The organism is Methylobacterium phyllosphaerae, assembly GCF_001936175.1.
Taxonomy (GTDB): Bacteria; Pseudomonadota; Alphaproteobacteria; order Rhizobiales; family Beijerinckiaceae; genus Methylobacterium; species Methylobacterium fujisawaense.
The window spans coordinates 1563322-1587725 of the sequence record NZ_CP015367.1 but is presented as its reverse complement, the minus strand read 5'-3'; the positions used below and the strand labels follow the sequence as shown (position 1 = coordinate 1587725).

Genomic DNA, 24404 nt, shown 5'->3' with positions numbered 1-24404 from the left:
CATGCAGCTCACCCTCTGGACCTACGAGGGTCCCCCGCATATCGGCGCCATGCGCGTCGCAACGGCGATGTCCAGCCTGCACTACGTGCTTCACGCGCCGCAGGGCGACACCTACGCGGACCTGCTGTTCACGATGATCGAGCGGCGGGACGCCCGCCCGCCCGTCACCTACACCACCTTCCGCGCGCAGGATCTCGGCCGCGACACCGCCGAGCTGTTCAAGGAGGCGGTCGCCGCCGCGCACGCACGCTTCCAACCCCAGGCGATGATCGTCGGCGCCTCCTGCACCGCCGAGCTGATCCAGGACGATCCGGGTGGCCTCGCCAAGGCCCTCAACCTGCCGATCCCGGTGATCCCGCTGGAGCTGCCCGCCTACCAGAAGAAGGAGAACTGGGGCGCCTCGGAGACCTTCTATCGCCTCGTCCGGGCGCTCGCCGGTCCGCCGGCCCCGCGTCCGGCGCGCGAGCCCGGTCGGCGGCCGCTCTGCAACATCCTCGGGCCGACGGCTTTGGGCTTCCGCCACCGGGACGATCTGATCGAGATCCGACGTCTGCTCGACTCCCTCGGGATCGCCGTCAACATTGTCGCGCCGCTGGGAGCCTCTCCGGCCGACCTCGGCCGCCTCGGGGACGCAGATTTCAACGTCGTGCTCTACCCCGAAACCGCTCGGTCGGCCGCGGAGTACCTGAAGAAGAGCTTCGGGCAGCCATTCACGCAGACACTGCCGATCGGCGTCGGCGGCACCCGCCGGTTCGTCGCCGAGGTGGCGGAGATCGCGGGAATCGATCCGGCGCCCGTGCTCGACGGCCCGGGCTCGCGCCTGCCCTGGTACTCGCGGTCGGTCGATTCGACCTACCTGACGGCCAAGCGCGTCTTCGTGTTCGGGGACGCGACGCATGCCATTGGCATCGCCCGGGTCGCGGCGCGCGAACTCGGCTTCACGGTGGTCGGTCTCGGGACCTACAGCCGCGAATTCGCCCGCGAGGTCCGCGCCGAAGCGGCCGAGCACGGGATCGAGGCGCTGATCACCGACGACTACCTCGACGTCGAGGCGGCGATCCGCGCGGCGGCACCGGAACTGGTGCTCGGCACCCAGATGGAGCGCCACGTCGCCAAGCGGCTCGGCATCCCCTGCGCGGTGATCTCGGCGCCGGTCCACGTCCAGGACTTCCCGGCCCGCTACGCGCCGCAGATGGGGTTCGAGGGCGCCAACGTCCTGTTCGACACCCTGGTCCATCCGCTGATGATGGGCCTCGAAGAGCACCTCCTCGGCATGTTCCGGGAGGATCCCGAATTCCACGACGGCGTCGGCCCCTCGCATCTCGGCGGCAAGTCCTTCGGGACTCCGGCGGACGGGGCGCTCGAGGCCGGAGAACGGGCGCCGGCCGACACCCCTCCGACGTCGGCGCCCGTTCCGATCCTGCTGGACAGGCCGGTCGCGACCGCGTGGTCGCCGGAAGCCGAGAAGGAACTGAGAAAGATCCCGTTCTTCGTGCGCGGCAAGGCCCGCAGCAACACCGAGACCTTCGCCCGGGAGCGGCACCTGCCGCTCATCACGATCGAGACCCTCTACGATGCCAAAGCGCATTACGGCCGCTAGGCCGCCGATCCGCGTCGTCATCGTCACGCTCGACAATCATTTGGCGAGCGCGGTGGAACGGGCGCGCCTGCGCCTCCGGTCCGAGATGCCGGGGCTGGTGCTGGGCTTCCACGCGGCAGCCGAGTGGGAGACCGATCCTGCGACGCTGGAGGCCTGCCGGGCCGACATCGCGCAGGCCGACATCGTGCTCTCGGCCATGCTGTTCATGGACGAGCATGTCCGGGCGATCCTGCCGGCGCTCGCGGCCCGGCGGGAATCCTGCGACGCGATCATCGGCTGCCTTTCGGCAAGCGATGTGGTGAAGACTACGCGGCTCGGCCGCTTCGACATGAGCGGCACCAAGCGCAGCGCCCTCGACTTCCTGAAGAAGCTGCGCGGCAAGCCCGGCCAGCAGGGCAATGCCGGCCGGCAGATGGCCCTGGTGCGCAAGCTGCCGAAGATCCTGCGCTTCATCCCGGGCTCGGCCCAGGACGTGCGCGCCTACTTCCTCACCCTGCAATACTGGCTGGCGGGCTCCGACGAGAACGTCGCAGCCCTGGTGCGTTTCCTCGTGCACCGCTACGCGGCGGGCGAGCGGGCGGCCTGGCGCGACGGGCCGGCGGCACCCGCGCCCCTCGACTACCCCGAGACCGGCCTCTACCACCCGCGCCTGCCCGGCCGAATCGGCGCGGACCCGTCCCGGCTGCCGCGCCGGGCGGACGCGACGGGCCGCGTCGGCCTCCTGGTGATGCGCAGCTACGTGCTCGCCGGCAACACCGCCCACTACGACGGCGTCATCGCGGCCCTGGAGGCCAAGGGCCTCGACGTGGTGCCGGCCTTCGCCAGCGGTCTCGACAACCGCCCGGCCGTGGATTCGTTCTTCATGCGGGATGGGCGCGCCTGCATCGACGCCCTCGTGTCCCTCACCGGCTTCTCCCTGGTCGGCGGCCCCGCTTACAACGATGCCGCTTCCGCCGAGGCGATGCTGGCCCGACTCGACGTGCCCTACCTCGCCGCCCAGGCGCTGGAGTTCCAGACGCTGGAGCAGTGGGAGGCGGGTGAGCGCGGCCTGTCGCCGGTCGAGGCGACCATGATGGTCGCGATCCCCGAACTCGACGGCGCCACCGCCCCGATGGTTTTCGGGGGCCGCTCCGCCGCGTCGGGCAGCGACAATTCCCGCGACATGCGGGTCCATCCCGAGCGGGCCGCGCGCCTCGCCGAGCGGGTCGAACGGCTGGTGTCCCTGCGCCGGACCGAGAAAGCCGAGCGCCGACTCGCCGTGGTGCTGTTCAATTTTCCGCCGAATGCCGGCGCCACCGGCACGGCGGCGTTCCTGTCGGTCTACGGCTCGCTCCTCAACACCCTGAAGGGCCTAGCGGCCGACGGCTACATAGTCGACGTCCCGGAGAGCGTCGATGCCCTGCGCGCAGCGATCCTTGAGGGCAACGCCAAGCGCTACGGCACCCAGGCCAATGTCCACGCCCGCATTCCGGCCGAGGACCATGTGCGGCGCGAGACTTACCTCGCCGAGATCGAGACCCAGTGGGGCCCGGCGCCGGGCCGCCATCAGACCAACGGCGCCGAGATCTTCGTGCTCGGAGCGCAGTTCGGCAACGTCTTCGTCGGAGTCCAGCCTGCCTTCGGCTACGAGGGCGACCCGATGCGGCTGCTGTTCGAGCGCGGCTTCGCGCCGACCCACGCCTTCTCGGCCTTCTACCGCTACCTGCGGGAGGATTTCTCCGCCGACGCCGTGCTGCATTTCGGCACCCACGGGGCGCTCGAATTCATGCCCGGCAAGCAGACCGGCCTGTCCGAGGCCTGCTGGCCGGAGCGGCTGATCGGGGCGCTGCCGAACGTCTACCTCTACGCCGCCAACAACCCGTCGGAGGGGACGCTCGCGAAGCGCCGCTCGGCCGCGACGCTGGTGAGCTACCTGACCCCGAGCCTCGCGGCGGCCGGGCTCTACCGCGGGCTGATCGACCTGAAGAGTTCGATGGAGCGCTGGCGCGGCCTCGACCTCGAAGCCGGGACGGAGCGGGAGAGTCTCGCCCGGATGATCCAGGACCAGGGCGCGGCCCTCGATCTCGTGGCCGCCGAGCCGGCCTGGACCGGCGATCTCGGCGCCCGGGTCGGCGCCCTCTGGTCCGCCGTGCAGGAGTTGGAGCAGACCCTGATCCCGCACGGGCTGCACGTGGTCGGAGCGGGGACGCCGGAGGTCGAGCGGGTCGACCTGCTCCTGGCGCTCGCCGAGTCGGCGCACGGCGTGAGTCCGGAGCGGGCCGGGATCGAGGCCCTGGTGGCCGGGCACGGCGTCGAGGCGGCGCTGACGGCCTCCGGCCTGTCCGCCGACGAGACCAGCCGCGCCGCCTTCGCGAGTCTGGCCGAGACCGACCGGCTGCTCGCCCGGGACCACGAGGTGCCGGCGCTGCTGCGGGCCCTCGACGGCCGCTTCGTTCCGCCGGTGGCGGGCGGCGACCTGCTGCGCAACCCTGCGATCCTGCCAACGGGCCGCAACCTCCACGGCTTCGACCCCTACCGCCTGCCTTCCGCCTTCGCGGTCGCGGACGGTGCCCGGCAGGTGGCCCGCATCCTCGAACGCTTCGCGGCCGACGGAAAGCCCTGCCCGGAGAGCGTCGCCCTGGTCCTGTGGGGCACCGACAACCTCAAGAGCGAGGGCGGCCCGATCGCCCAGGCGCTGGCGCTGATCGGCGCCGCGCCGCGCTTCGACGGCTACGGCCGCCTGAGCGGCGCCGAGCTGATCCCACTGGAGACCCTTGGCCGCCCGCGCATCGACGCGGTGGTCACCCTCTCGGGCATCTTCCGCGATCTCCTGCCGCTCCAGACGAAGCTCCTGGCGGAGGCTTCGTACCTCGCCGCCACCGCGGACGAGCCGCTGGAGCAAAACTTCGTCCGCAAGCACGCCCTGGCGATCCAGGCCGAGCAGGGCTGCGACCTGGAGACGGCGGCCCTGCGGGTCTTCTCGAACGCCGAGGGGGCCTACGGCGCGAACGTCAACCACCTTGTCGATTCGGGGAGCTGGGACGACGACGCCGAGCTGTGCGAGACCTTCTCGCGCCGCAAGAGCTTCGCCTATGGCCGCACCGGCCGCCCGGCGCCGCAACGCGCCCTGATGCAGGCGGTGCTGGCCTCCGTCGACATGGCCTACCAGAACCTCGACTCGGTCGAGGTCGGCGTCACCTCCGTCGACCACTACTTCGACGGCCTCGGCGGCATGGGCCGGGCGGTGGCCCGCGCCAAGGGCGAGTCGGTGCCGATCTACATCAGCGACCAGACCCGCGGGGAGGGGCGCGTGCGCTCCCTCGAGGAGCAGGTGGCGCTGGAGACGCGCACCCGCATGCTCAACCCCAAATGGTACGAGGGCCTGCTCGGCCACGGCTACGAAGGCGTCCGCCAGATCGAGACCCACCTGACCAACACGGTAGGCTGGTCGGCCACCGCCAACGCGGTCCAGCCCTGGATCTACGAGCGGATCACCGAGACCTACGTCCTCGACCCCGCCATGCGCGAGCGCATGGCGGCCCTCAACCCCACCGCCTCCGCCAAGGTCGCCCAACGGCTGATCGAGGCCCACCGCCGCGGTTTCTGGACTCCCAACGCAGAGATGCGCGACGCCCTCGACCGGGCCGAGGAGGAGCTGGAGGATCGTCTCGAAGGCGTCACCACAGGAGTCGCCGCATGAACATCGCCATCCGCAATCCGGTCGTCGCCCGGAAGGAAGAAGGCAGCGTCCAGGTCGCCCTGGACCCGGACCTGAAGATCGAGACCGCCAAGGTCTTCGCGGTCTACGGCAAGGGCGGCATCGGCAAGTCGACCACCTCGTCGAACCTGTCGGTGGCCTTCTCCAAGCTCGGCAAGCGCGTGCTCCAGATCGGCTGCGACCCGAAGCACGACTCGACCTTCACCCTGACCAAGCGCCTCGCCCCCACGGTGATCGACGCCCTGGAGGCAGTGAACTTCCATTCGGAGGAGCTGCGCGTCGAGGACTTCGTGGTCGAGGGCTATAACGGCGTCATGTGCGTCGAGGCCGGCGGCCCGCCCGCCGGCACCGGCTGCGGCGGCTACGTGGTCGGCCAAACGGTGAAGCTCCTCAAGGAGCACCATCTCCTGGAAGACACCGACGTCGTGGTGTTCGACGTGCTGGGCGACGTGGTCTGCGGCGGCTTCGCCTCGCCGCTCCAACACGCCGACCAGGCGCTGATCGTCACCGCCAACGATTTCGACTCGATCTTCGCCATGAACCGGATCGTGGCGGCGATCCACGCCAAGTCGAAGAACTACCCCGTGCGCCTGGGTGGCGTCATCGCCAACCGCTCGGCCAAGACCGACGAGATCGACCGGTTCAACGACGCGGTCGGCCTGAAGCGGCTGGCTCATTTCCCCGACCTCGACGTGGTCCGCCGCTCGCGGCTCAAGAAGTCCACCCTGTTCGAGATGGACTCGTCCCCGGAGCTCGACGCCGTGACCGCGGAGTACATGCGGCTCGCCGAGACGCTGTGGTCGGGCGCCCCGCCCTGCGAGGCGGTCCCGATGAAGGATCGCGACCTGTTCGAGTTCCTCGGTTTCGATTGAGTTTAGGGTCCGACCGATGGCCAGCGCCAGCTACGACGCCCGCCGGGGCGAGTTGACCACCTACTTCGACCGCACCGCGGTCGAGGCGTGGTCGCGCCTGACCTCGGACGCGCCGGTGAGCCGCATCCGCGCCACGGTGCGAGCAGGCCGCGACGCCATGCGGGCGACGCTCCTCTCCTGGCTGCCCGCCGACATGACCGGCCTGCGCCTGCTCGATGCCGGCTGCGGCACCGGGGCGCTCAGCGTCGAGGCGGCGCACCGCGGGGCGGAGGTGGTGGCGATCGACGTCTCGCCGACGCTGATCGGGCTGGCGCAGGAGCGGCTGCCGGCGATCGCCGGGGCGGGCCGCATCGACTTCCGCGTCGGCGACATGCTCGATCCGGGTCTCGGCCGCTTCGACCACGTGGTGGCGATGGATTCGCTGATTCACTACCGGGCTGCCGACATCGCCCGGGCGCTGGCGGCGCTGGGTGCGCGCACCGACGGCTCGGTGCTGTTCACCGTGGCGCCGCGCACGGCCCTGCTGACTGTGATGCACGCGGCGGGCAAGTTCTTTCCCCGCAGCGACCGTTCGCCCGCGATCGTGCCGGTGACCGAGGGCGGCCTGCGCCGTCGGATGACCTCTGAAACAGCGCTCGACGCCTTCACCTGGGCGCGGAGCCACCGCATCAACAGCGGATTCTACCTGTCGAACGCGGTGGCGCTGACGCGCGCGCGCCCGTCCGCCTCTGCGGGATCGGGGGCGGCGTCGCCCGGGGTGCGGACATGAACGCCGCATCCCAGAAACTGACCCGCGCGCTGATGCGCCTCGGCCCGGCGATCCTCCCCTTCGCGGATGCCGCAACCGTCGAGCTGCCCCTCGGGCGCCTGCTTCGGCTCGCCCTGTTCCAGGTCACCGTCGGCATGGCGGCGGTGCTGCTGATCGGCACCCTGAACCGGGTGATGATCGTCGAACTGGGGGTGCCGGCCTGGATCGTCGCGGTGATGCTGGCGCTGCCGCTGATCTTTGCGCCCCTGCGGGCGCTGGTCGGCTTCCGCTCGGACACGCATCGCTCGCTGCTGGGCTGGCGGCGGGTGCCCTACATCTGGTTCGGCACGCTGCTTCAGTTCGGCGGCCTCGCGATCATGCCGTTCGCCCTGTTGATCCTGTCGGGCGACACCACCGGGCCGCTCTGGGTCGGCAACCTTGCGGCGGCTCTGGCCTTCCTGCTGGTCGGTGCCGGTCTGCACACGACCCAGACCGTCGGGCTGGCGCTCGCCACCGACCTCGCCCCCGCGCATGCAAGGCCGAAGGTGGTGGCGCTGCTCTGCGCGGCCCTGCTGTTCGGCATGATGGCGAGCGCCCTGCTGTTCGGCCTGTTCCTCGCCCATTTCTCGCCGGTGCGCCTGATCCAGGTGATCCAGGGCGCCGCCCTGGTCACCATCATCCTCAACGGGTTCGCCCTCTGGAAGCAGGAGCCGCGCGATCCCAACCGGACGCAGACGGCGCCGCAGCGCGACTTCCGGTCGTCCTGGCGGGCCTATGCGGGTGAGGGCACCGCCCGCCGTCGCCTCGTGGCGATCGGCCTCGGCACGGCGGGCTTCTCCATGCAGGACATCCTGCTGGAGCCCTATGGCGGCCAGATCCTGCACCTTTCCGTGGGCGCGACCACGGCCCTCACGGCGCTGCTCGCCGCGGGCGGCGGGCTGGGCCTGCTGGTTGCGGCGCGCTGGCTCGGCCGCGGGGGCGATCCGTTCCGGGTGTCGGCGGTCGGCGTCGGCATCGGCATCCTCGCCTTCTCGGCGGTGGTCTTCGCCGCGCCGCTGGCCTCGGCCGACCTGTTCGCCGCCGGCGTCAGCCTGATCGGGCTCGGCGGCGGCCTCTTCGCCCACGGCACGCTCACCGCCTCGATGAACCGCGCCGGCCCCGAGGATACGGGGCTGGCGCTCGGCGCCTGGGGCGCCGTGCAGGCGACCGCCGCGGGCCTGTCGATCGCGGCGAGCGGCCTCGTGCGCGACGTGGGCGGCGCCATCGCCCAGTCGGGGGTGCTCGGCGAGGGCATGAACGAGCCCGCGATCGGCTACCTCATCGTCTACCACATCGAGATCGCCCTGCTGTTCGCGGCGCTCCTCGCGCTGGGGCCGCTGGTGCGTGAGGACGCACGGACAGAGGATCGAGACCGCATCGCCAACGGCCTTGCCGGCCGGACGGCCTGACATTCGGGGAGGACAGCCATGCCAACCGGCGCACTTACGGGTTATGTCGACGTCGCCCAGGTCGTGCTCTACGCGTTCTTCATCTTCTTCGCCGGGCTGGTCTTCTGGCTGCGCCGCGAGGACCGGCGGGAGGGCTACCCGCTGGAGAACGAGGCCGTCGGCCGCCGCAAGGCGGACGATCCGATCCTGATTCCCCGGTCCAAGGCCTTCCATCTCCCCGGCGGCGAGACCACCTACGCACCGCAGGCGGTGCACGGCCGGGACGACATCGAGACCGGCATCCCGGCCCGCAAGGTCGAGCCCTGGCCCGGCGCTCCCTACGAGCGCACCGACACGTCGCTCCAGGCCGGCGTCGGCCCCGGCTCCTGGGTGCTGCGACACGACGTCCACGACCGGACCTGGGACGAGGAGATCCGCATCGTTCCCCTGCGGGTGGCGAAGAACTTCGTCATCCACGAAAGCGGCCCGAACCCGATCGGTATGACGGTGTTCGGCACCGACAACGCCGTGGCAGGCGTGATCAGCGACGTCTGGGTCGACCGCGGCGAGTCGCTGATCCGCTACTATGAGGTGGAACTCCCGGCGGGCGGCCGCCGGCTGATGCCGACCACCTTCTGCCGGGCCGGCGGCTTCACCAAGACGGTGACGACCGAGGCGCTGCTCGCCAGCCAGTTCGCCGACATCCCGACCACCCGCGATCCCGACAGCGTGACCTTCCTGGAGGAGGAGCGGATCGTCTCGTATTTCGGCGCCGGCACGCTCTACGCGACGCCGGCCCGGGCGGAGCCCCTGATATGAGCGGCGACTTCCTCCCCGAGGGCACCCCGCGGGGCCTGCCCGGTCCTCTGCCGGCGGGCGAGCGCATCCTGTGGCAGAGCAGGCCGACCACCTTGGGCCTGTTGGTCCGGGTGTTCCACGCCCGTCTGGTGATTGCGTGGTTTGCGGTCTGCGCCCTGGCCTTCGGCCTGGCAGCCGGTTCGCCCGCCTCGGCCCTGAAGGTGGTGGGACCGACCCTGGTGATCGGCGCGGGCGCCGTCGCGCTGCTCTGGCTGCTCGCATGGCTCACCCATCGGACGACGCTCTACACGGTGACCAACCGTCGTGTCGTGCTGCAGGCCGGCATCGCCCTGCCGGTGACCCACAACCTGCCCTTCGCGCAGATCGAGACTGCGGCCCTGCGCGCCTTCACGGATGGCAGCGGCGATCTCCCTCTGCAGTTGCGGCCGGGTATCCGCATCGCCTACCTTCACATCTGGCCGCATGTCCGGCCCTGGCGTCTCGCCCGGACCGAGCCCATGATGCGCTCCGTACCGGAGGCCGACGCCGCGGCGGCGCTGCTGGCACGGGCCCTCGCGGCCCATGCCGACGGCACCGCGCCGCCGGTTCGGGTGGCGCAGCTCGAGCGCGCGGACGAAAATTCCGGTCGCCTCGTCGCGGCCGAATAGGGAGGGGCACGATGGGCGAGCGGGCGGAGGGCGCCGGCCGGGCGATGGGGCCGGCGGGACCGGCACCGGCGCTGCTGATGGTCGGTGCGGGCGCACTCATGGGCTTCACCATGCTGGCGGTCCTGATCGGCCGGAGCGAGCAGGTCGGCCTCGTCGCACTGCCGCCCGCCAAAGCGGTGGCGCGGCTCGAATTCCGCGCCGAGGATCAGGTCGATGGCTCGATCGCCCTCCGGGACATCGCCGACCGGCACATCGTCGCCTGGATCCGCCCCGGCGAGGACGGCTTCCTGCGCGGGACCCTGCGGGGCCTCGCCCAGGCCCGCCAACGGGAAGGCCTGGGGCCCGAGCAACCGTTCAGCCTGACCCGCTACGAGGACGGCCGGCTCGCGCTCGCCGACGAGGCCACCGGCCGCCGGGTGCCGCTCGAGGCCTTCGGGCCGACCAATGCCGGCGCCTTCGCCCGGCTGATGCCCGCGCCGGGCGTACCCGCCACGGAGACGCGGTGATGGGCCTGTTCGGCAGCCGCACCGTCACCGTACCCTGCACGGTGGAGATCGAGCAGACCCCCGAGAGCCTGCACGCCCACGTGACCCTCGATGCCGGCTTCGAGATCGAACCCGGCGACGAGGTCCAGGTCCACGACGCGCCGACCTCGGTGCCCTACGGCGAGCGGCTGACCGTGCGCCGCACCGCCACGGTCACCCGGGCCGGGGCGCTGGAGCGGGCCTGGACCAAACTCATCGCCCATCTCGAGCTGACCGAACTCTACGAGGTCAGCTTTTCCGAGAGGAGGAAGCTGTGAACGCATCTGTCCCGCCGCCCTCCGGCCAGCCTGTCCCCAAGGTTCCGGTCAACGAATCGACGCGGGCCGCCCAGGAGACGACGTTCCTCAGCCCGCGCTTCTACACGACGGATTTCGACGAGCTCGATCGCACCAATGTCGAGCCCGTGCGCCGCGACTGGGATCTGCTCATTGCCGAGCTGCGCGCCGACCCGAACAAGCGCCACTTCACCCGCAACGAGGAGTTCGACTGCGACCTGTCGCAGATGGAGCCCGAATTGCGGAAGGAGTTTTTGGACTTCTTGGTTTCCTCGATCACGGCGGAGTTTTCCGGCTGCGTCCTCTATGCCGAGATGAGGAAGCGGGCAAAGAACAAAGATATCAAGGAATTGTTCGGCTTCATGAGCCGGGACGAGGCGCGTCACGCCGGGTTCATCAACGATACGCTCAAGGATTTCGGCATCGGCGTGGATTTGGGGTTTCTCACCAAATCCAAGAAGTACACGTTCTTTCGACCGAAATTCATCTTCTACGCCACCTACCTCTCGGAGAAGATCGGCTACGCCCGCTACATCACGATCTTCCGCGAGCTGGAGCGGCACCCGGAGCGGCGCATCCATCCGATCTTCAAGTGGTTCGAACTCTGGTGCAACGACGAGTTCCGCCACGGGGAGGCCTTCGCGCTCCTGATGCGCGCGAACCCGAAGCTGACGAGCGGCGTGAACCGCTACTGGATCCGATTCTTCCTGCTTGCGGTCTTCGCCACGATGTACGTGCGCGACCATCACCGGCCGGCCTTCCACAAGGCGCTCGGGGTCGATCCCACCGACTACGACTTCAAGGTCTTCCGGATCACCTCGGAGATCTCCCGGCAGACCTTCCCGCTGGAGCTCGACCTCGACAACCCGAAGTTCAAGGCGGGGCTCGACCGGCTGCTTGCCTGCTCGCGGGCGATCGCCGACGCCAAGGCGCGGGGCGGCGTCGTCGGCACGGTGCAGCACGGCGCGCAGGTGCTGCGGGCGGCCACGACCTTCGCCCGGCTCTATCTCCTCCCCGTCAAGGCCAACGCCCTGCCGGCCGACATCCGCCTCCAGCCGGTCTGGTAGCATGGGGACCTACGCCGCCCCGGTGGTCTACGCGGTCCTGCTCTGGTGGTTCTCCACCGGGCTGATCCTGCTGCTCGACCACGCCCCGCGGCGGACGCATGCGTGGAGCATGGCCGGGGCGACGCTGTTGCTCGCGGGCGCCCTGTTGGCGATCCGGTCCAGCGCCGCGGACACGAGTGCCACGGGGGCCTACACGGCCTTCACGGCGGCGCTCGTCGTCTGGGGCTGGCAGGAGATGAGCTACTACATGGGCTTCCTGTCCGGCCCCAAGCCGGCCGCCTGCGCGCCGGGGGTGCGGGGGTTCGACCGGTTCCTCGCGGCGCTCGCCACCAGCCTGTGGCACGAATTCGCCATCGTGATCGGGGGTCTGGCGATCCTGGCCCTGGTCTGGGGCAGCCCCAACCGCTTCGCCCTGTGGACCTACGGCACCCTGGTGGTGATGAACCTCTCGGCGCGGCTCAACCTGTTCCTGGGGGTGCGCAACCTCCATGCCGAGTTCCTCCCGGACCATCTCGGCTACCTCGCCTGCTACCTGTCCCGGAAGCCGATGAACCTGCTGTTTCCGGTCTCCGTGAGCCTCGGGACCATCGCGGCGGCGCTGCTCGGACGCGCGGCCCTGGGGCCGGACCTGCTGGAGCACGAGCTGATCGGCCTCACGGTCCTGGCGACGCTCACGGCGCTCGCCACCCTGGAGCACTGGTTCCTGATGCTGCCGCTGCCCTCGGCGGAGCTGTGGCGCTGGAGCCTGCCGGCCCGGGCGCCCGGGGAAGCGGCCGGACCGCCGGATCACGTGTAGGCCGAGGGATCACGAACGGGCGACGCACGTCCACCAATCTGGAACTGGTCTTGTGCGAAGTCCGGTGTCACAGGCGGGATCAACCCGCAGGATTTGTTCGGGGAGAGGCGACATGGACTACGAGACCTTCTTCGGGGCTGAGATCGCCGGGCTCCACCGGGAAGGGCGCTACCGGGTCTTCACCGACCTCGAACGCCACGCGGGCAACTTCCCGCACGCCACGCACCACCATGCCGGCGGCACGCGTCCCGTGACGGTGTGGTGCTCCAACGACTATCTCGGCATGGGCCAGCACCCGGCCGTGACCGGCGCGATGCATGAGGCGATCGACCGCTGCGGCGCCGGCGCCGGCGGCACCCGCAACATCTCGGGCACCAACCACTACCACGTGCTCCTGGAGCGCGAGCTCGCCGACCTCCACGGCAAAGAGGCGGCCCTGCTGTTCACCTCCGGCTACGTGTCGAACTGGGCGGCGCTCGGGACCCTGGCCTCACGCCTGCCGAACTGCGCGGTCTTCTCCGATTCCGAGAACCACGCCTCGATGATCGAGGGCATCCGGTTCTCCCGCGCCGAGCGCCACATTTTTCGTCATAACGACCCGGAGGACCTGAACCGCAAGCTCGCCCTGGTCGATCCGGCCCGACCGAAGCTGGTGGCGTTCGAATCGGTGTACTCGATGGACGGCGACATCGCCCCCATTGGAGAGATCTGCGACGTGGCCGAGGCCCACGGGGCACTCACCTACCTGGACGAGGTCCACGCGGTCGGCCTCTACGGCGCCCGCGGCGGCGGCATCTCGGAGCGGGACGGCGTCGCCCACCGGCTCGACGTGATCGAGGGAACACTGGGCAAGGCGTTCGCCGTGCACGGCGGCTACATCACGGCCTCGGAGAAGCTCTGCGACTTCGTGCGCAGCTTCGCGTCGGGCTTCATCTTCACCACCTCCCTGCCACCCGCGGTGGCGGCGGGCGCGGCGGCGTCGATCCGCCACCTGAAGACGAGCGGCGAAGAGCGCGCCCGGCATCAGGAGCGCGTGGCGAAGGTCCGTCAGGCGCTGGAGGCCGCCGACATCCCGACCATGCCCAACGACAGCCACATCGTGCCGGTGATGGTCTGCGACCCGGTGCTGTGCAAGGGGATCTCCGACACCCTGCTCGACGAGTTCGGCATCTACGTGCAGCCGATCAACTACCCGACGGTGGCCCGCGGCACCGAACGCCTGCGGATCACCCCGTCGCCGCTGCACACGGATGCCGACATCGCCCGTCTCGTCGAGGCCCTGACCACGATTTGGGGGCGGATCGGGCTTCGGCAGAAGGCGGCGGAGTAAGGCGCTCTTCCCTCCCCCTTGCGGAGAGGGGTAGGGGTGGGGGTGGTGCAGACGGCACCGCCTCGACCCATCCTGCACCCCCCATCTCCGGCTCCTCCCCACGCGGGGAGGAGAGGAGCCAGAGCCAGAACCCCGTGCCCACCTTCCCCTTCTCGGCCATCGTCGGCCAGGACGAGATGCGCCAGGCGCTGCTGATCGCGGCGGTGGACCCGTCCGTCGGCGGCGTGCTGGTCTTCGGCGACCGCGGCACCGGCAAGTCCACGGCGATCCGGGCGCTGGCCGCCCTGCTGCCGCCGATGCGGGCGGTGGCCGGCTGCCCCTACAATTGCGACCCCGACAGCCCGGCCGCATCCTGCCCGCATTGCGCGGAAGGCGGCCCGCGAAAGAGTCACAAGACACCGGTGCCGGTGGTGGACCTGCCGCTCGGCGCCACCGAGGACCGCGTGGTCGGCACCCTCGATCTGGAGCGGGCGCTCGGCGCAGGCGTGAAGGCCTTCGAGCCGGGGCTGCTCGCCCGGGCCAATCGCGGCTTCCTGTACATCGACGAGGTGAACCTCCTCGAGGACCACCTCGTCGACCTGCTGCTCGACGTGGCGGCCTCCGGCGTCAACACCGTCGAGCGCGAAGGCCTGTCCTTGCGCCATCCGGCGCGGTTCGTGCTGGTCGGATCCGGCAACCCGGAGGAGGGCGAATTGCGCCCGCAGCTCCTCGACCGGTTCGGGCTGGCCTGCGAGGTCGTGACCCCGAAGGACATCCCGACCCGCATCGCGGTGGTGCGTGCCCGCGACGCCTACGAGCGCGACCCGGAGGGCTTCTGCGCCGCCCGCGCCCGGGACGAGGCCGCGATTCGAAAGCGGCTCCTGCTGGCGCGGGAGCGCCTGCCGTCGGTGACCGTGCCGGATGCCGCCCTGGAGCGCGCGGCGCAGCTCTGTCTCACCCTGGGCACGGACGGATTGCGCGGCGAGCTGACCCTGATGCGGACCGCCCGGGCGCTCGCGGCCCTCGATGGCGCCGGGGCCGTTACCGACGACCACCTCCGCCGCATCGCCCCGGCCGCCCTGCGCCACCGGCTGCGCCGCAACCCGCTGGACGAATCCGGATCCACCGCCCGGGTGGAGCGGGCGCTGGCGGAGATGTTTTCGTGACGGTCGCGCTGCCGGTCCGCCTGTCGTGGGCCGGACGGACCGCGCCCGACCGGGTCGGGATGGCGCGCGGGTCTCCTCTCCCGTGCGGGAGAGGGACAGGGTGACGGACGTGCCCGATCCGGAAAGGTCTCCTCCCTCACCCCGACCCTCTTCCGCACGGGAGACAGGGGGCGTCGCGTCGCGTCCCGGGCAGGCCGAACCGGCGGCCCAGGGCGAGAACGCGCCTCTGCAGGACAGGCTTTTCAGCGCGTCGCATCCCTGGACCGACGTGCATCGCGCCGCCCGGCTCCTCGCCGCCGACCCGCATGGGCTCGGTGGCGCGGTGGTCCGCGCCCCTCCCGGACCGGAGCGCGAGCGCTGGCTCGAGACCCTGCGGTCCGCGTTGCCCTCCGGAACGCTCTGGCGGCGACTGCCGCCCGGCATCGGCGACGACAGCCTGCTCGGCGGCCTGGATCTCGCCGCGACCCTGGCGGCGGGCCGCCCCATCGCGCGGGCCGGTCTGCTGGCGGAGGCCGATGGCGGGATCGTCGTCGTCCCCATGGCCGAGCGCCTGCCGGCCGGCACCGCGTCCCGCCTCGCGGCCGCCCTGGATGCCGGCACCGCGGTGGACCGGCCGGCCCGATTCGGCCTGATCCTCCTCGACGAGGGCGAGGCGGACGAGACGGTGGCCGAGGCGCTGGCCGATCGCCTCGCCTTCCGGATCGACCTGAACGGCCTCGCGGAGCCTCCCCCGGCTGAGCCGGAACCCGTCTCGGACGCTCCGGAGCCCGATCCGGTCGGGAGCCTCTGCGCCCTGGCCGAGGCCTTCGGGATCGCGTCGCTGCGCGGCCCGATCCTGGCGGTGCGGGTCGCGCGCGCCCTCGCGGGCGACGGGCCGATCGGCCGGGCGGAGATCGTCGCGGCCGGGCGCCTCGTCCTGGCGCCGCGCGCCACGCGCCTGCCCGCACCGGAAGAACCGCGCCCCGAGACCGCCGAGGCGCCACCCGCGGACGCGCCTCAGGAGCAGCCCAGGGCGGAGACGACGGATCCGTCCGCCGCGGAAACCCCCGACGACGTCGTGCTGGAGGCGGTGCGCGCCGCCATACCGCCGAACCTCCTCGACCAGTTGCTGGCGGGGGGTCGGCGGCTCACGGCCGCGAAGTCCGGCCGGGTGGGGCAGGCGGCGGCCGCCCGCACCGGGCGCCCGGTGGGCTGCCGGCGGGGCGATCCGCGGCGGGGACGCCTGGACCTGCTCGCCACCCTGCGAACGGCCGCGCCCTGGCAGGCCCTGCGGCGCACGGGGGAGGAGACGCGCCGCATCGTGGTGCGGCGGGACGATCTGCGGATCCGGATCCTCAAGCAGCGGACCGAGACCACCACGGTGTTCTGTGTCGATGCTTCGGGCTCGGCCGCCCTGGAGCGGCTGGCCGAAGCCAAGGGCGCGGTCGAGCTGCTGCTGGCCGAGGCCTATGTCCGGCGCGACCGGGTGGCGCTGGTGGCGTTCCGCGGCACCGGCGCGGAGTTGGTGCTGCCGCCGACCCGCTCGCTCACCCGGGCCAAGCGCGGGCTCTCGGGGCTGCCCGGCGGGGGCGGCACGCCGCTCGCGGCGGGGATCGATGCCGCGGTCGCGGTGGCGCTGGGCGTGCGCCGCGGCGGCAGCCGGCCGGCGATCGTGCTGCTGACCGACGGGCGCGCCAACGTCGCCCGGTCGGGGGAGGGGGGACGGGCCCGGGCGGGCGCGGAGGCCCTGCAGGCGGCCCGCACCTTGCGGGCGGCCGGGCTGGCGGCCCTGGTGGTCGATACGGGGACCCGGGGCGAGGACGCCCGGGCGGTGGCGGACGCGATGGGCGCCCGTTACCTGAAGCTGCCGCGGGCCGAGGCCGGTCAGCTCAGCGCAGCGGTGCGGGCGGCGCTCTGAGCGCCCCGCTCTTCAGCCCCGGGGCGGGGTCTCAGAGGTCGCCGCCGATGCCGCTGTCGGCGAGGCGCTGGTGATGGGCGAGCCACGAGTTCAGCATCTCGCGGATGACGGCCTTGAGGCTCCAGCCGCCGGAGACCGGGGCGGCGATGTTCTGGGTCGAGGAGGTGAACAGGATCATGGCCTTCTCCAAAGTCCGGGGACGCGTGTTGCTCTTGCTCGCCCGTGATATGCCGCCGTTGTTGCGGCGCAGCAATCCGCTTCCTCTCACCGGTGGCATGCGGCCGCCGCATAGGATTATGCAGTGCTACGAAATACTTCCGGCCATGAACGATAGCACCGCCGCCGCCTCTGGCACCTCCGGCCTCTCCGGTCATGCCGCATTGCGGGATGCGGACGCATGTTGACCGGCGTCGCGACCGACCGACCGGACTGGGCCGTGGAGGGTCGCGACTGGCCCCATCGGGAGGCCAGCCGCTTCGTGGAGGCGGCGGGCCTGCGATGGCACGTCCAGGAATTCGGGTCCCCGGATGCCCCGACGCTGCTGCTCCTGCACGGGACGGGGGCGGCCACGCATTCCTGGCGCGGGCTGGCGCCGCTCCACGCCCGTGACTTCCGCGTCATCGCCCCGGACCTGCCGGGTCACGGTTTCACGGATCCCCTGCCCGACGCCGACCTGTCCCTGCCCGGCATGGCCCGGGCCGTGGCGGGCCTCGTGGCGGCGCTCGGCCGGCCGCCCGTCCTGGCGGCGGGCCACTCGGCCGGTGCGGCCGTGCTGGCACGGATGTGCCTCGACGGCGCCATCGCTCCCCGGCTGCTGGCGGCCTTCAACGGCGCCCTGGCGCCCTTGCCGGGGGCGGCCAATCTGCTGTTCCCCGGCATGGCGCGGCTCTTGTTCCTCAACCCGCTCACCCCGAAGATCTTCGCCTGGACGGCGGACCGCGCCGCGGCCAAGCGGCTGATCGAGGGGACCGGCTCGCGCCTCGACCCGGAGGGCGTCGATCTCTACCGGCGGCTCTTCGCCCGGGCCGGCCATGTCCGCGGTGCGCTGGGGATGATGGCGAATTGGGATCTGGCCGGCCTGCACCGGGCGCTGCCCGGCCTCGCGACCCGGACCGTGCTGATCGTCGGCGGCGACGACAGGGCCATCCTGCCGGACACCGCCTTCGCCCTGCGCGACCGCCTGCCCGACGCCCGCGTCCGCCTGATCCGGGGTCTCGGCCACCTCGCGCACGAGGAGGCGCCGGAGCGCGTGGCCGAGGTGCTGCACGCGGAGGCTTTGGACGCGGGCCTTCTGTCGCCGCCGTGACCCGGACGGGACTGGCGTCGGCCTTGCGTGGGTCGTAGAGCCTGCCGCGGGCCGCAAGGGCCTGCCGCTTAGCCAGCACAATTAGCCAGCACAATTAGCCAGCACAAGGAGCAGCCGGGACGATGGCGAGACCCGTGATCGGCGTCATCGGCAACGCCCGCCTGATCGACAATCGGTTTCCGGCGCAGATCGTCGGCGAGAACAACATGCGGGCGGTGGCCGCGGTGGCGGGAGCCCTGCCGCTGATGTTCGCCGCCGCCCCGGCGATCACCGACCTCGGCGACCTCCTCGATACCGTGGATGGCATCCTGCTCACGGGCGGCCGCGCCAACGTCCACCCGACCCGGTTCAACACCGAGCCCTGCGCGGCGCACGAGCCCTACGACGAGGACCGCGACGCCGTGGCTCTGCCGCTGATCGAGGCCTGCGTGGCACGCGGGGTGCCGCTGTTCGGCATCTGCCGCGGCTTTCAGGAGATGAACGTCGCCTTCGGGGGCAGCCTGCACCCGGAGATCCGCGACCTGCCGGGCCGGCTCAACCACCGCATGCCGCGCCTCCCGAACGGCGAGATCCATCCGGACTTGGAGGTGATCTTCGCCGACCGTCACGAGGTCCGCCTGACGCCCGGAGGCGCCTTCGCCCGTCTCCTCGGACGCGAGACGATCCGGGTGAACTCCCTGCACGGCCAGGGCATCCTCGAACCGGGCGGACGGATCGTGATCGAGGGGGTCGCCGAGGACGAGACGGTCGAGGCGATCCGCGTCCGCGACGCGGCGGGCTTCGCCCTCGGCGTCCAGTGGCACGCCGAGCACGATCCGGCGACCAACCCGCTCAACCGCGCCCTGTTCGAGGCCTTCGGGATGGCCGCGGCGACGCGGCACCGGGCAAGGGTGGCCGGGGGGCGCTGAAGCGCGGCATCGGCCGCGGACGGCGATCCCCTGACGGGGCGCCGATGCGGCGGGCCCAGGGTACGTCCCCACCGGCGCGGCCTGATGAAGGGGGTGGCCGCCGTCTCCACGCCGCCAGAGGCTGCCAGGCATCGGCATCCAGGGTCGGGCGCATCGGGCCGCGACGACGGCCCGCGGAACCCGCAGCGCCCGCCCGCGGTTGCCTCGCCATGTCCCCCTCTGCCGATGCGTCTTCCGGTCCCCCGTCCGGCCTGCGGGTGAGCGTCGATCTCAACCTGTGCCAGGCCTATGCCCAGTGCTGCTACGCGGCGCCGCGGCACTTCCGCATCGAGGGGCACGAGGCCCTGTTCTACGATCCCGCGCCCGCCGCGCAGGACCGGGACGACATCGAGCGGGCGCGCGTTGCCTGTCCAGTCCAGGCGATCCGGGTCGAGGATCCGGAGCGGGGCGCCTGATGGCGCAGCCCCCCGGGCGGGCCCTGATCGTGGGCGCCGGCCTCGCGGCCCTGCGCGGTGCCGAGTCCCTGCGCGCGGCGGGGTTCTCCGGCCCGCTCACCATCGTCGGCGACGAGCCCCATCCTCCCTACGACAGGCCGCCGCTGTCGAAGCATGTCCTGACCGGTGCCGTCGCGGCCGACGCGACGACGCTGCCGGGACGCCACGGCCTCGCGGCCGACTGGCAGCTCGGCACGGCGGCCGTGAGCCTCGATCGGCAAGCCCGCACGGTCCGCCTCGCCGACGGGCGTGCCCTCCCGTACGATCGGCTGCTCATCGCCACCGGTACCCGCGCCCGGCCGTGGCCGAACCCCCACGAGGGCCGGCTCTCCGGCGTCTTCACCTTGCGCGGGCGGGACGATGCCGCCGCCTTGCGGCGCGCCCTGGCCGCCGGCCCGAGGCACGTTCTGGTGATCGGCGCGGGCTTCATCGGCTGCGAGGTCGCGAGCCTGTGCCGGCAGCTCGGCCTTCCCGTCACCCTGGTCGAGCCCGGCGCGACGCCCCTGTCCCGCGTGCTCGGCAGCACCGTCGGAGGGTTGATCGGCGCGATCCACGCGGGCCACGGGGTCGCGGTGCGCTGCGGCAGCGAAGTCGAGTGGCTGGAGGCGGAGGGCGGCCGGCTGGTGCGGGCCCACTTGGTCGACGGCGGCAGCATCGCGACCGACATCGCCGTCATCGCCCTGGGCGCGGTGCGCAACACCGACTGGCTCGAAGGATCCGGCCTGTCTGCGGATTGCGGCGGGGTCGATTGCGACGCGCGCGGCTATGTCCTCGACACCGACGGACAGCCCGATCCGCACATCGCCGCCGCCGGCGACGTGGCGCGCTTTCCCCATCCCCTCTACGGGGGCCGGCGCGTCGCCCTGGAGCACTGGAGCCACGCGGTGGCGCAGGGCATCCATGCCGGCCGGCTGCTCGCCGGCGCGGGACCCGAGGTGCCCTACGGCGCCCTGCCGACCTTCTGGTCGACGCAAGGAGACCTCGTGGTGAAATCCGCGGGTCTGACCGAGGGCGCCGACGCCGTGGCGATCACGCAGGGCGATCCGGCCGCCGGCCGCTTCGTCGCCCTCTACGGCCGCGAAGGACGCTGCATCGCGGCGGTCTCGGTGGATTCCGCCCGCTGGCTGCCGGCCCATGCCGAGCTGGTCGCCGCCCGGGCCCCGTTCCCGCCACGCGGCGCCGCGACCGACCGGCCGAAGGCCGTCACGATCCTCGAGCCGGGCTTGCCCTAAGGAAACCGCATGCCCGACGCCACCCTCCTCAATCAGGTCAAGGATTTCGCCAACCGGCCGAATCCCTATCCGATCTATGCGCGGCTGCGGGAGAACCCCGTCTCGCGCCAGGACGACGGCACCGAGGAGGGCACCTGGGTTGCGGCGACCCACGGCACCATCGCCAGCCTGCTGCAGGACCCGCGGGTCAGCTCCGAGACCCTGCCCCCGGCCGACCGGCCGCGTACCGGCAACCCCCTCACCGACCTGATCGTGAAGCCGCTCAAGGACTGGATGATGGACCGGCACCGGGTCTTCATCTTCCGCGACCCGCCGGACCACGATGCCCTGCGCTCGGCGGTGATGCACCAGTTCAGCCGGGAGCGCGTTCAGGCGATGCGCGCCCGCTCCGACCAATTGGTCGCCGATCTGCTCGACGAGAAATGCGGCGCCCGAGAGATCGATGCGGTCGACGACCTCGCCTACCCGCTGCCCGTGACGGTGATCTGCGAGCTGTTCGGCGTGCCCCGGGAGGACGAGCCGAAGTTCCACGGCTGGGCGACGCAGCTCGCCACCGCGCTGGAGCCCGACAGCCTGTCCGACCCCGAGATCCGCGCCGAGAACAGCCGGACCTTCGACGCGATCGGCGGCTACATGGCCGACCTGATCAAGGACAAGCGGAAGCACCCGGGGGACGACATGCTGTCGGGGCTTGCCAACCACGCGACCCCAGCCGGGGTGAAGATGGGCGATTACGACCTCATCGCCACCTCGATCCTGATGCTGGTGGCCGGCCACGAGACCACCGTGAACCTGATCACCAACGGCCTGCTGACCCTGCTGCGCCATCCCGATGAGCTGGAGCGCCTGCGGCAGGATCCGCTCCGGGCCCCGCGGCTGATCGAGGAACTGCTGCGCTACGAGCCGCCGGTGCAGTTCCGGACGCGGCGGACGCTCTCGGCCATCGACATCGCGGGCGTGACGATCCCCGAGGGCGCCGACCTCGTGCTGCTGCTGGCCGCCGGCAACCGCGACGGGGCCGTCTTCCCGGATCCCGACCGGTTCGACCCCGACCGCGCCGGACTCCGCCATCTCGGCTTCGGCGGCAGCCTGCATTACTGCGTCGGCGCGCCCCTTGCCCGGTTCGAGGCCGAGGCGGCGCTGACCGCCCTTGCCCGCCGGCTCAAGGCGCCCCGGCTGATCGAGGACCCGCCGCCCTACCGGTCGGGCGCGGCGCTCCGCGGGCCCGAGCATCTGCGGGTGGCGATCGACGGGATCGCATGAGGCGCCGCCGGGCCGGCGGGTCGGCGGCGCACGATGCCCCTCAGGCGGCCTTGACGGCGGCGAGGAAGGTCGTGACCTCCGCGCCGAGGCTCGCCGAGTAGCGGGCCAGTTCCTGCGCGGCGCTCAGGACCTGTCCGGAGGCCGTCCCGGTGTCGCGGGCCGCCTGCCGGACGTCGGCAATATCGGTGCTCACCGCCTGCGTGCCCTGCGCCGCCTGCGTGACGTTCCGGACGATCTCGCTGGTGGCCGCGCCCTGCTCCTCCATGGCGGCGGCCACGCTGAGCGCCACCGTGCGCATCTCGTCGATCGTGCCCCCGATCGTCCGCATCGCCTCGACCGCCTGCCGCGTCTCGGTCTGTATGGCCGCAATCTGCGCCGCGATGGTCTCGGTCGCCCGGGCCGTCTGCGAAGCGAGCGCCTTCACCTCGCCCGCCACCACGGCGAAGCCCTTGCCGGCCTCGCCGGCGCGCGCCGCCTCGATGGTGGCGTTGAGGGCCAGCAGGTTGGTCTGCCCGGCGATCCCGGCGATCAGGCCCATCACCTCGCTGATCTGGTCGGTGCCGCGGGACAGCACCTGCATCAGGGCGTTCGTCTGGGTCACATCCGTGCTGGCCCGGTCGGCCATCGCGGAGGACTGGGCGACGCGGGCCGCGATCTCGTGGATCGAGGCGGCCATCTCCTCGCTGGCCGCCGCCACGGTCTGCACGTTGCTCGACGTCTGCTCGGAGGCAGCGGCCACGCGCACGGACTGGTCGGTGGTCCGCGCGGCCGTGCGCGTCATCTCCCGGGCGGTGGCTTCCATCTCCACCGCGGCCGAGGACAGCCCCTGCGTCAGCGCGCCGACCTGCGTGTCGAACCGGGCGGTGATCGCGTCCAGCATCTGGGCGCGGCGCATCTTCGCGTCGTTCTCCGCCACGGCGGCCGCGTCGGCCGCGCGCTTGGCGATCAGGGCGTCCTTGAACACCTGGACCGCGCGGGCCATGGCGCCGACCTCGTCGCCGCGCCGCTGGTCATCGACCGTCACCGCGAGATCGCCGTCCGCGAGGCCGCGCATCGCCGCGGTCAGGCGGGTGATCGGACGCGCCAGGCTGTTGCCGACGAGGAGGAGCAGCGCCAGGATCGGCAGGGCGAGGCCGGCTGACCAGACGGCGATGGTGACCGCCCGGTCGCGCACGGCCGCGTGGACATCGTCCCGGTACAGGCCTGTGGCGACGATCCAGCCCCACGGCTTGAACATCTGCACGCTCGCGACCTTCTCCACCGCCACGGACCCGCCGGCGCGCGGCTTCATGTAGTCGACGAAGCCGGAGCCGTCGCGCGTGGCGGTCTCGACCATCTCGGCGAAGTAGCGCTTTCCGCCGGGGACGTCGGTCTGGTCCACCACCCGCTTGCCGACGTTCTTGGCGTTGAAGGCGTTGGCGATCAGGTGACCCTGGGCATCGAGGACGAAGAAGTAGTCTTCGCTGCCGAAGCGCAGGGCGGTGATCGCCGCGAGGGCCGCCTTCTGCGCCTCGGCGAGGGGCATCTGGCCCGCGGTGGCCTGCGCCTCGTAATGGCCGAGCAGGCTCTGCGCGACCTCGGTGAGGCGCTTCGTCATCAGGGCGCGATCCTCGAGCGCCGAGCTGCGCATGTCGACATAGCTCAGCGCGCTCAGGGCGCCGATGGCCACGAGCACCAGGACCATCACGGCCGCCAGCTTGTGGCGGAGCTTGAGGTTGGCGAGACTGTACCACGGCACGGCACGGTCGGCGGACGGGCGGCTGGTCTGGTTGGGAATCATCCGAGCACCGGAAGAGGACGCCTGCAGCCTGCCGGAACAGGGTCGCCGTCGGCGCTGCATCGAGCCACTTTCGCGCGATCGGGTTAGTAAATCGCAAAAATTCGCGACCGAGAGCCGGAACCCTGAGGGCGGATGTCGAGAGGCGCCCCGTGAAAGCAGCCTATCTCAGTAAATTTACATAGATTAGTATCTAATTCTATTCGAGACGGGACAGCAACTCAACTGTTCACGGCTGTCCGGTCACGCTGTAGTGTACCCGCCTGAAGCAGCCCGTGTCCGGCCGCAGGGGCGAGCGGCGGTCGGCCCGACGATCAGTCCGGTCTGCGCCACGAGCGCGAGCCTGTCCGGCCGCAGGATCCGTCATCGATCGGCAGGCTCCGATGGCGCCGGTCCGGCAGGGGCTCCCGGCCGGCAGGACCGCGGCCGCCCCGACACGGATCGCCCGAGCGGAGCGTCATCGGTATTAAACGTGCTTCGACGATCTTCATGGAAATGCAGCGACGGAATTCCCCTGTGCGGCAGTTCGATCTATTGTTGCATCGCCTAGCGGATCAGT

General features: G+C 71.6%; 21 protein-coding genes. 19 read left to right on the top strand and 2 right to left on the bottom strand.

The annotated features are described in order from the left end of the window. The first annotated feature begins 1 nt into the window (after nt 1). From bchB to MCBMB27_RS06850, 14 genes are all read left to right on the top strand, one after another. On the top strand, nt 2–1600 hold the full coding sequence (gene bchB, locus MCBMB27_RS06915) for a ferredoxin:protochlorophyllide reductase (ATP-dependent) subunit B (RefSeq protein ID WP_075380125.1): 1599 nt from the start codon (nt 2–4) through the stop codon (nt 1598–1600). Beyond that, nucleotides 1575–5279: a magnesium chelatase subunit H gene (locus tag MCBMB27_RS06910; protein ID WP_075380124.1), complete on the top strand. Its 3705-nt coding sequence runs from the start codon at nt 1575–1577 to the stop codon at nt 5277–5279. The genes bchB and MCBMB27_RS06910 overlap by 26 nt, the downstream gene beginning before the upstream one ends. Next, nucleotides 5276–6169, top strand: coding sequence for a ferredoxin:protochlorophyllide reductase (ATP-dependent) iron-sulfur ATP-binding protein (gene bchL, locus MCBMB27_RS06905; protein ID WP_043346558.1), 894 nt, complete (start codon nt 5276–5278; stop codon nt 6167–6169). Before MCBMB27_RS06910 ends, bchL begins: the two co-directional genes overlap by 4 nt. A gap of 16 nt (nt 6170–6185) precedes the next feature. Next, nucleotides 6186–6938, top strand: coding sequence for a magnesium protoporphyrin IX methyltransferase (gene bchM / locus MCBMB27_RS06900; RefSeq protein ID WP_043757049.1), 753 nt, complete (start codon nt 6186–6188; stop codon nt 6936–6938). Continuing rightward, nucleotides 6935–8365 (top strand): BCD family MFS transporter, encoded by a 1431-nt coding sequence (locus MCBMB27_RS06895; protein ID WP_043383090.1) that lies wholly within the window; start codon nt 6935–6937, stop codon nt 8363–8365. Before bchM ends, MCBMB27_RS06895 begins: the two co-directional genes overlap by 4 nt. 18 nt (nt 8366–8383) lie before the next feature. Next, complete coding sequence (gene puhA / locus MCBMB27_RS06890; RefSeq protein WP_043757045.1) at nt 8384–9163, top strand: photosynthetic reaction center subunit H; 780 nt, start codon at nt 8384–8386, stop codon at nt 9161–9163. Then, the gene (gene puhB / locus MCBMB27_RS06885) at nt 9160–9810 is read left to right on the top strand and encodes a photosynthetic complex putative assembly protein PuhB (protein ID WP_043757042.1); all 651 of its coding nucleotides are present in this window, start codon (nt 9160–9162) and stop codon (nt 9808–9810) included. Before puhA ends, puhB begins: the two co-directional genes overlap by 4 nt. 11 nt (nt 9811–9821) lie before the next feature. Continuing rightward, complete coding sequence (gene puhC, locus MCBMB27_RS06880; RefSeq protein ID WP_052083600.1) at nt 9822–10316, top strand: photosynthetic complex assembly protein PuhC; 495 nt, start codon at nt 9822–9824, stop codon at nt 10314–10316. Beyond that, nucleotides 10316–10612, top strand: a complete 297-nt coding sequence (locus MCBMB27_RS06875) for a hypothetical protein (protein WP_020095258.1) — start codon at nt 10316–10318, stop codon at nt 10610–10612. Before puhC ends, MCBMB27_RS06875 begins: the two co-directional genes overlap by 1 nt. After that, nucleotides 10609–11697, top strand: a complete 1089-nt coding sequence (gene acsF, locus MCBMB27_RS06870) for a magnesium-protoporphyrin IX monomethyl ester (oxidative) cyclase (protein ID WP_075380123.1) — start codon at nt 10609–10611, stop codon at nt 11695–11697. Before MCBMB27_RS06875 ends, acsF begins: the two co-directional genes overlap by 4 nt. A 1-nt stretch (nt 11698) precedes the next feature. Beyond that, nucleotides 11699–12493, top strand: coding sequence for a putative photosynthetic complex assembly protein PuhE (gene puhE, locus MCBMB27_RS06865; RefSeq protein ID WP_043354267.1), 795 nt, complete (start codon nt 11699–11701; stop codon nt 12491–12493). A 112-nt stretch (nt 12494–12605) separates the two neighbouring features. Next, the gene (gene hemA / locus MCBMB27_RS06860) at nt 12606–13823 is read left to right on the top strand and encodes a 5-aminolevulinate synthase (RefSeq protein ID WP_043383104.1); all 1218 of its coding nucleotides are present in this window, start codon (nt 12606–12608) and stop codon (nt 13821–13823) included. A gap of 134 nt (nt 13824–13957) precedes the next feature. Beyond that, nucleotides 13958–14968 (top strand): magnesium chelatase ATPase subunit I, encoded by a 1011-nt coding sequence (bchI, locus tag MCBMB27_RS06855; RefSeq protein ID WP_053608298.1) that lies wholly within the window; start codon nt 13958–13960, stop codon nt 14966–14968. A gap of 268 nt (nt 14969–15236) precedes the next feature. Then, nucleotides 15237–16865 carry a magnesium chelatase subunit D gene (locus MCBMB27_RS06850; protein ID WP_236952926.1) on the top strand — a complete coding sequence of 543 codons (1629 nt, stop codon included), beginning with the start codon at nt 15237–15239 and terminating at the stop codon, nt 16863–16865. 31 nt (nt 16866–16896) lie between these two features. Here the strand turns inward: MCBMB27_RS06850 and MCBMB27_RS30160 are convergent, their stop codons facing one another. Then, nucleotides 16897–17043, bottom strand: a complete 147-nt coding sequence (locus tag MCBMB27_RS30160; RefSeq protein ID WP_164706391.1) for a hypothetical protein — start codon at nt 17041–17043, stop codon at nt 16897–16899. 219 nt (nt 17044–17262) lie between these two features. Here MCBMB27_RS30160 and bchO point away from each other — a divergent pair, with 219 nt between their 5' ends. The 5 genes from bchO to MCBMB27_RS06825 all read left to right on the top strand — a co-directional run bounded on the left by bchO (nt 17263) and on the right by MCBMB27_RS06825 (nt 22068). Continuing rightward, nucleotides 17263–18171 carry an alpha/beta fold hydrolase BchO gene (gene bchO / locus MCBMB27_RS06845; RefSeq protein ID WP_075380122.1) on the top strand — a complete coding sequence of 303 codons (909 nt, stop codon included), beginning with the start codon at nt 17263–17265 and terminating at the stop codon, nt 18169–18171. A 122-nt stretch (nt 18172–18293) separates the two neighbouring features. Further along, on the top strand, nt 18294–19079 hold the full coding sequence (locus MCBMB27_RS06840; RefSeq protein WP_043757034.1) for a gamma-glutamyl-gamma-aminobutyrate hydrolase family protein: 786 nt from the start codon (nt 18294–18296) through the stop codon (nt 19077–19079). Between the two features lie 209 nt (nt 19080–19288). Next, nucleotides 19289–19534 (top strand): ferredoxin, encoded by a 246-nt coding sequence (locus MCBMB27_RS06835; RefSeq protein WP_043383119.1) that lies wholly within the window; start codon nt 19289–19291, stop codon nt 19532–19534. Beyond that, nucleotides 19534–20805, top strand: a complete 1272-nt coding sequence (locus tag MCBMB27_RS06830; protein WP_075380121.1) for an NAD(P)/FAD-dependent oxidoreductase — start codon at nt 19534–19536, stop codon at nt 20803–20805. The genes MCBMB27_RS06835 and MCBMB27_RS06830 overlap by 1 nt, the downstream gene beginning before the upstream one ends. A 9-nt stretch (nt 20806–20814) precedes the next feature. Further along, the gene (locus tag MCBMB27_RS06825; protein WP_075380120.1) at nt 20815–22068 is read left to right on the top strand and encodes a cytochrome P450; all 1254 of its coding nucleotides are present in this window, start codon (nt 20815–20817) and stop codon (nt 22066–22068) included. 40 nt (nt 22069–22108) lie between these two features. On the opposite strand, the gene MCBMB27_RS06820 is transcribed toward MCBMB27_RS06825, so the two are convergent. Next, nucleotides 22109–23848, bottom strand: coding sequence for a methyl-accepting chemotaxis protein (locus MCBMB27_RS06820; protein WP_075380119.1), 1740 nt, complete (start codon nt 23846–23848; stop codon nt 22109–22111). Between the last annotated feature and the right edge of the window lie 556 nt (nt 23849–24404).

Coding starts and splice junctions, on each gene's coding strand:
- MCBMB27_RS06910 (WP_075380124.1), top strand. CDS start 1,575: ATGCCAAAGCGCATTACGGCCGCTAGGCCGCCGATCCGCGTCGTCATC.
- bchL (WP_043346558.1), top strand. CDS start 5,276: ATGAACATCGCCATCCGCAATCCGGTCGTCGCCCGGAAGGAAGAAGGC.
- MCBMB27_RS06825 (WP_075380120.1), top strand. CDS start 20,815: ATGCCCGACGCCACCCTCCTCAATCAGGTCAAGGATTTCGCCAACCGG.
- MCBMB27_RS06840 (WP_043757034.1), top strand. CDS start 18,294: ATGGCGAGACCCGTGATCGGCGTCATCGGCAACGCCCGCCTGATCGAC.
- MCBMB27_RS06820 (WP_075380119.1), bottom strand. CDS start 23,848: ATGATTCCCAACCAGACCAGCCGCCCGTCCGCCGACCGTGCCGTGCCG.
- bchB (WP_075380125.1), top strand. CDS start 2: ATGCAGCTCACCCTCTGGACCTACGAGGGTCCCCCGCATATCGGCGCC.
- puhE (WP_043354267.1), top strand. CDS start 11,699: ATGGGGACCTACGCCGCCCCGGTGGTCTACGCGGTCCTGCTCTGGTGG.
- bchO (WP_075380122.1), top strand. CDS start 17,263: ATGTTGACCGGCGTCGCGACCGACCGACCGGACTGGGCCGTGGAGGGT.
- puhA (WP_043757045.1), top strand. CDS start 8,384: ATGCCAACCGGCGCACTTACGGGTTATGTCGACGTCGCCCAGGTCGTG.
- MCBMB27_RS30160 (WP_164706391.1), bottom strand. CDS start 17,043: ATGATCCTGTTCACCTCCTCGACCCAGAACATCGCCGCCCCGGTCTCC.
- MCBMB27_RS06875 (WP_020095258.1), top strand. CDS start 10,316: ATGGGCCTGTTCGGCAGCCGCACCGTCACCGTACCCTGCACGGTGGAG.
- puhB (WP_043757042.1), top strand. CDS start 9,160: ATGAGCGGCGACTTCCTCCCCGAGGGCACCCCGCGGGGCCTGCCCGGT.
- MCBMB27_RS06830 (WP_075380121.1), top strand. CDS start 19,534: ATGGCGCAGCCCCCCGGGCGGGCCCTGATCGTGGGCGCCGGCCTCGCG.
- hemA (WP_043383104.1), top strand. CDS start 12,606: ATGGACTACGAGACCTTCTTCGGGGCTGAGATCGCCGGGCTCCACCGG.
- bchM (WP_043757049.1), top strand. CDS start 6,186: ATGGCCAGCGCCAGCTACGACGCCCGCCGGGGCGAGTTGACCACCTAC.
- MCBMB27_RS06895 (WP_043383090.1), top strand. CDS start 6,935: ATGAACGCCGCATCCCAGAAACTGACCCGCGCGCTGATGCGCCTCGGC.
- puhC (WP_052083600.1), top strand. CDS start 9,822: ATGGGCGAGCGGGCGGAGGGCGCCGGCCGGGCGATGGGGCCGGCGGGA.
- MCBMB27_RS06835 (WP_043383119.1), top strand. CDS start 19,289: ATGTCCCCCTCTGCCGATGCGTCTTCCGGTCCCCCGTCCGGCCTGCGG.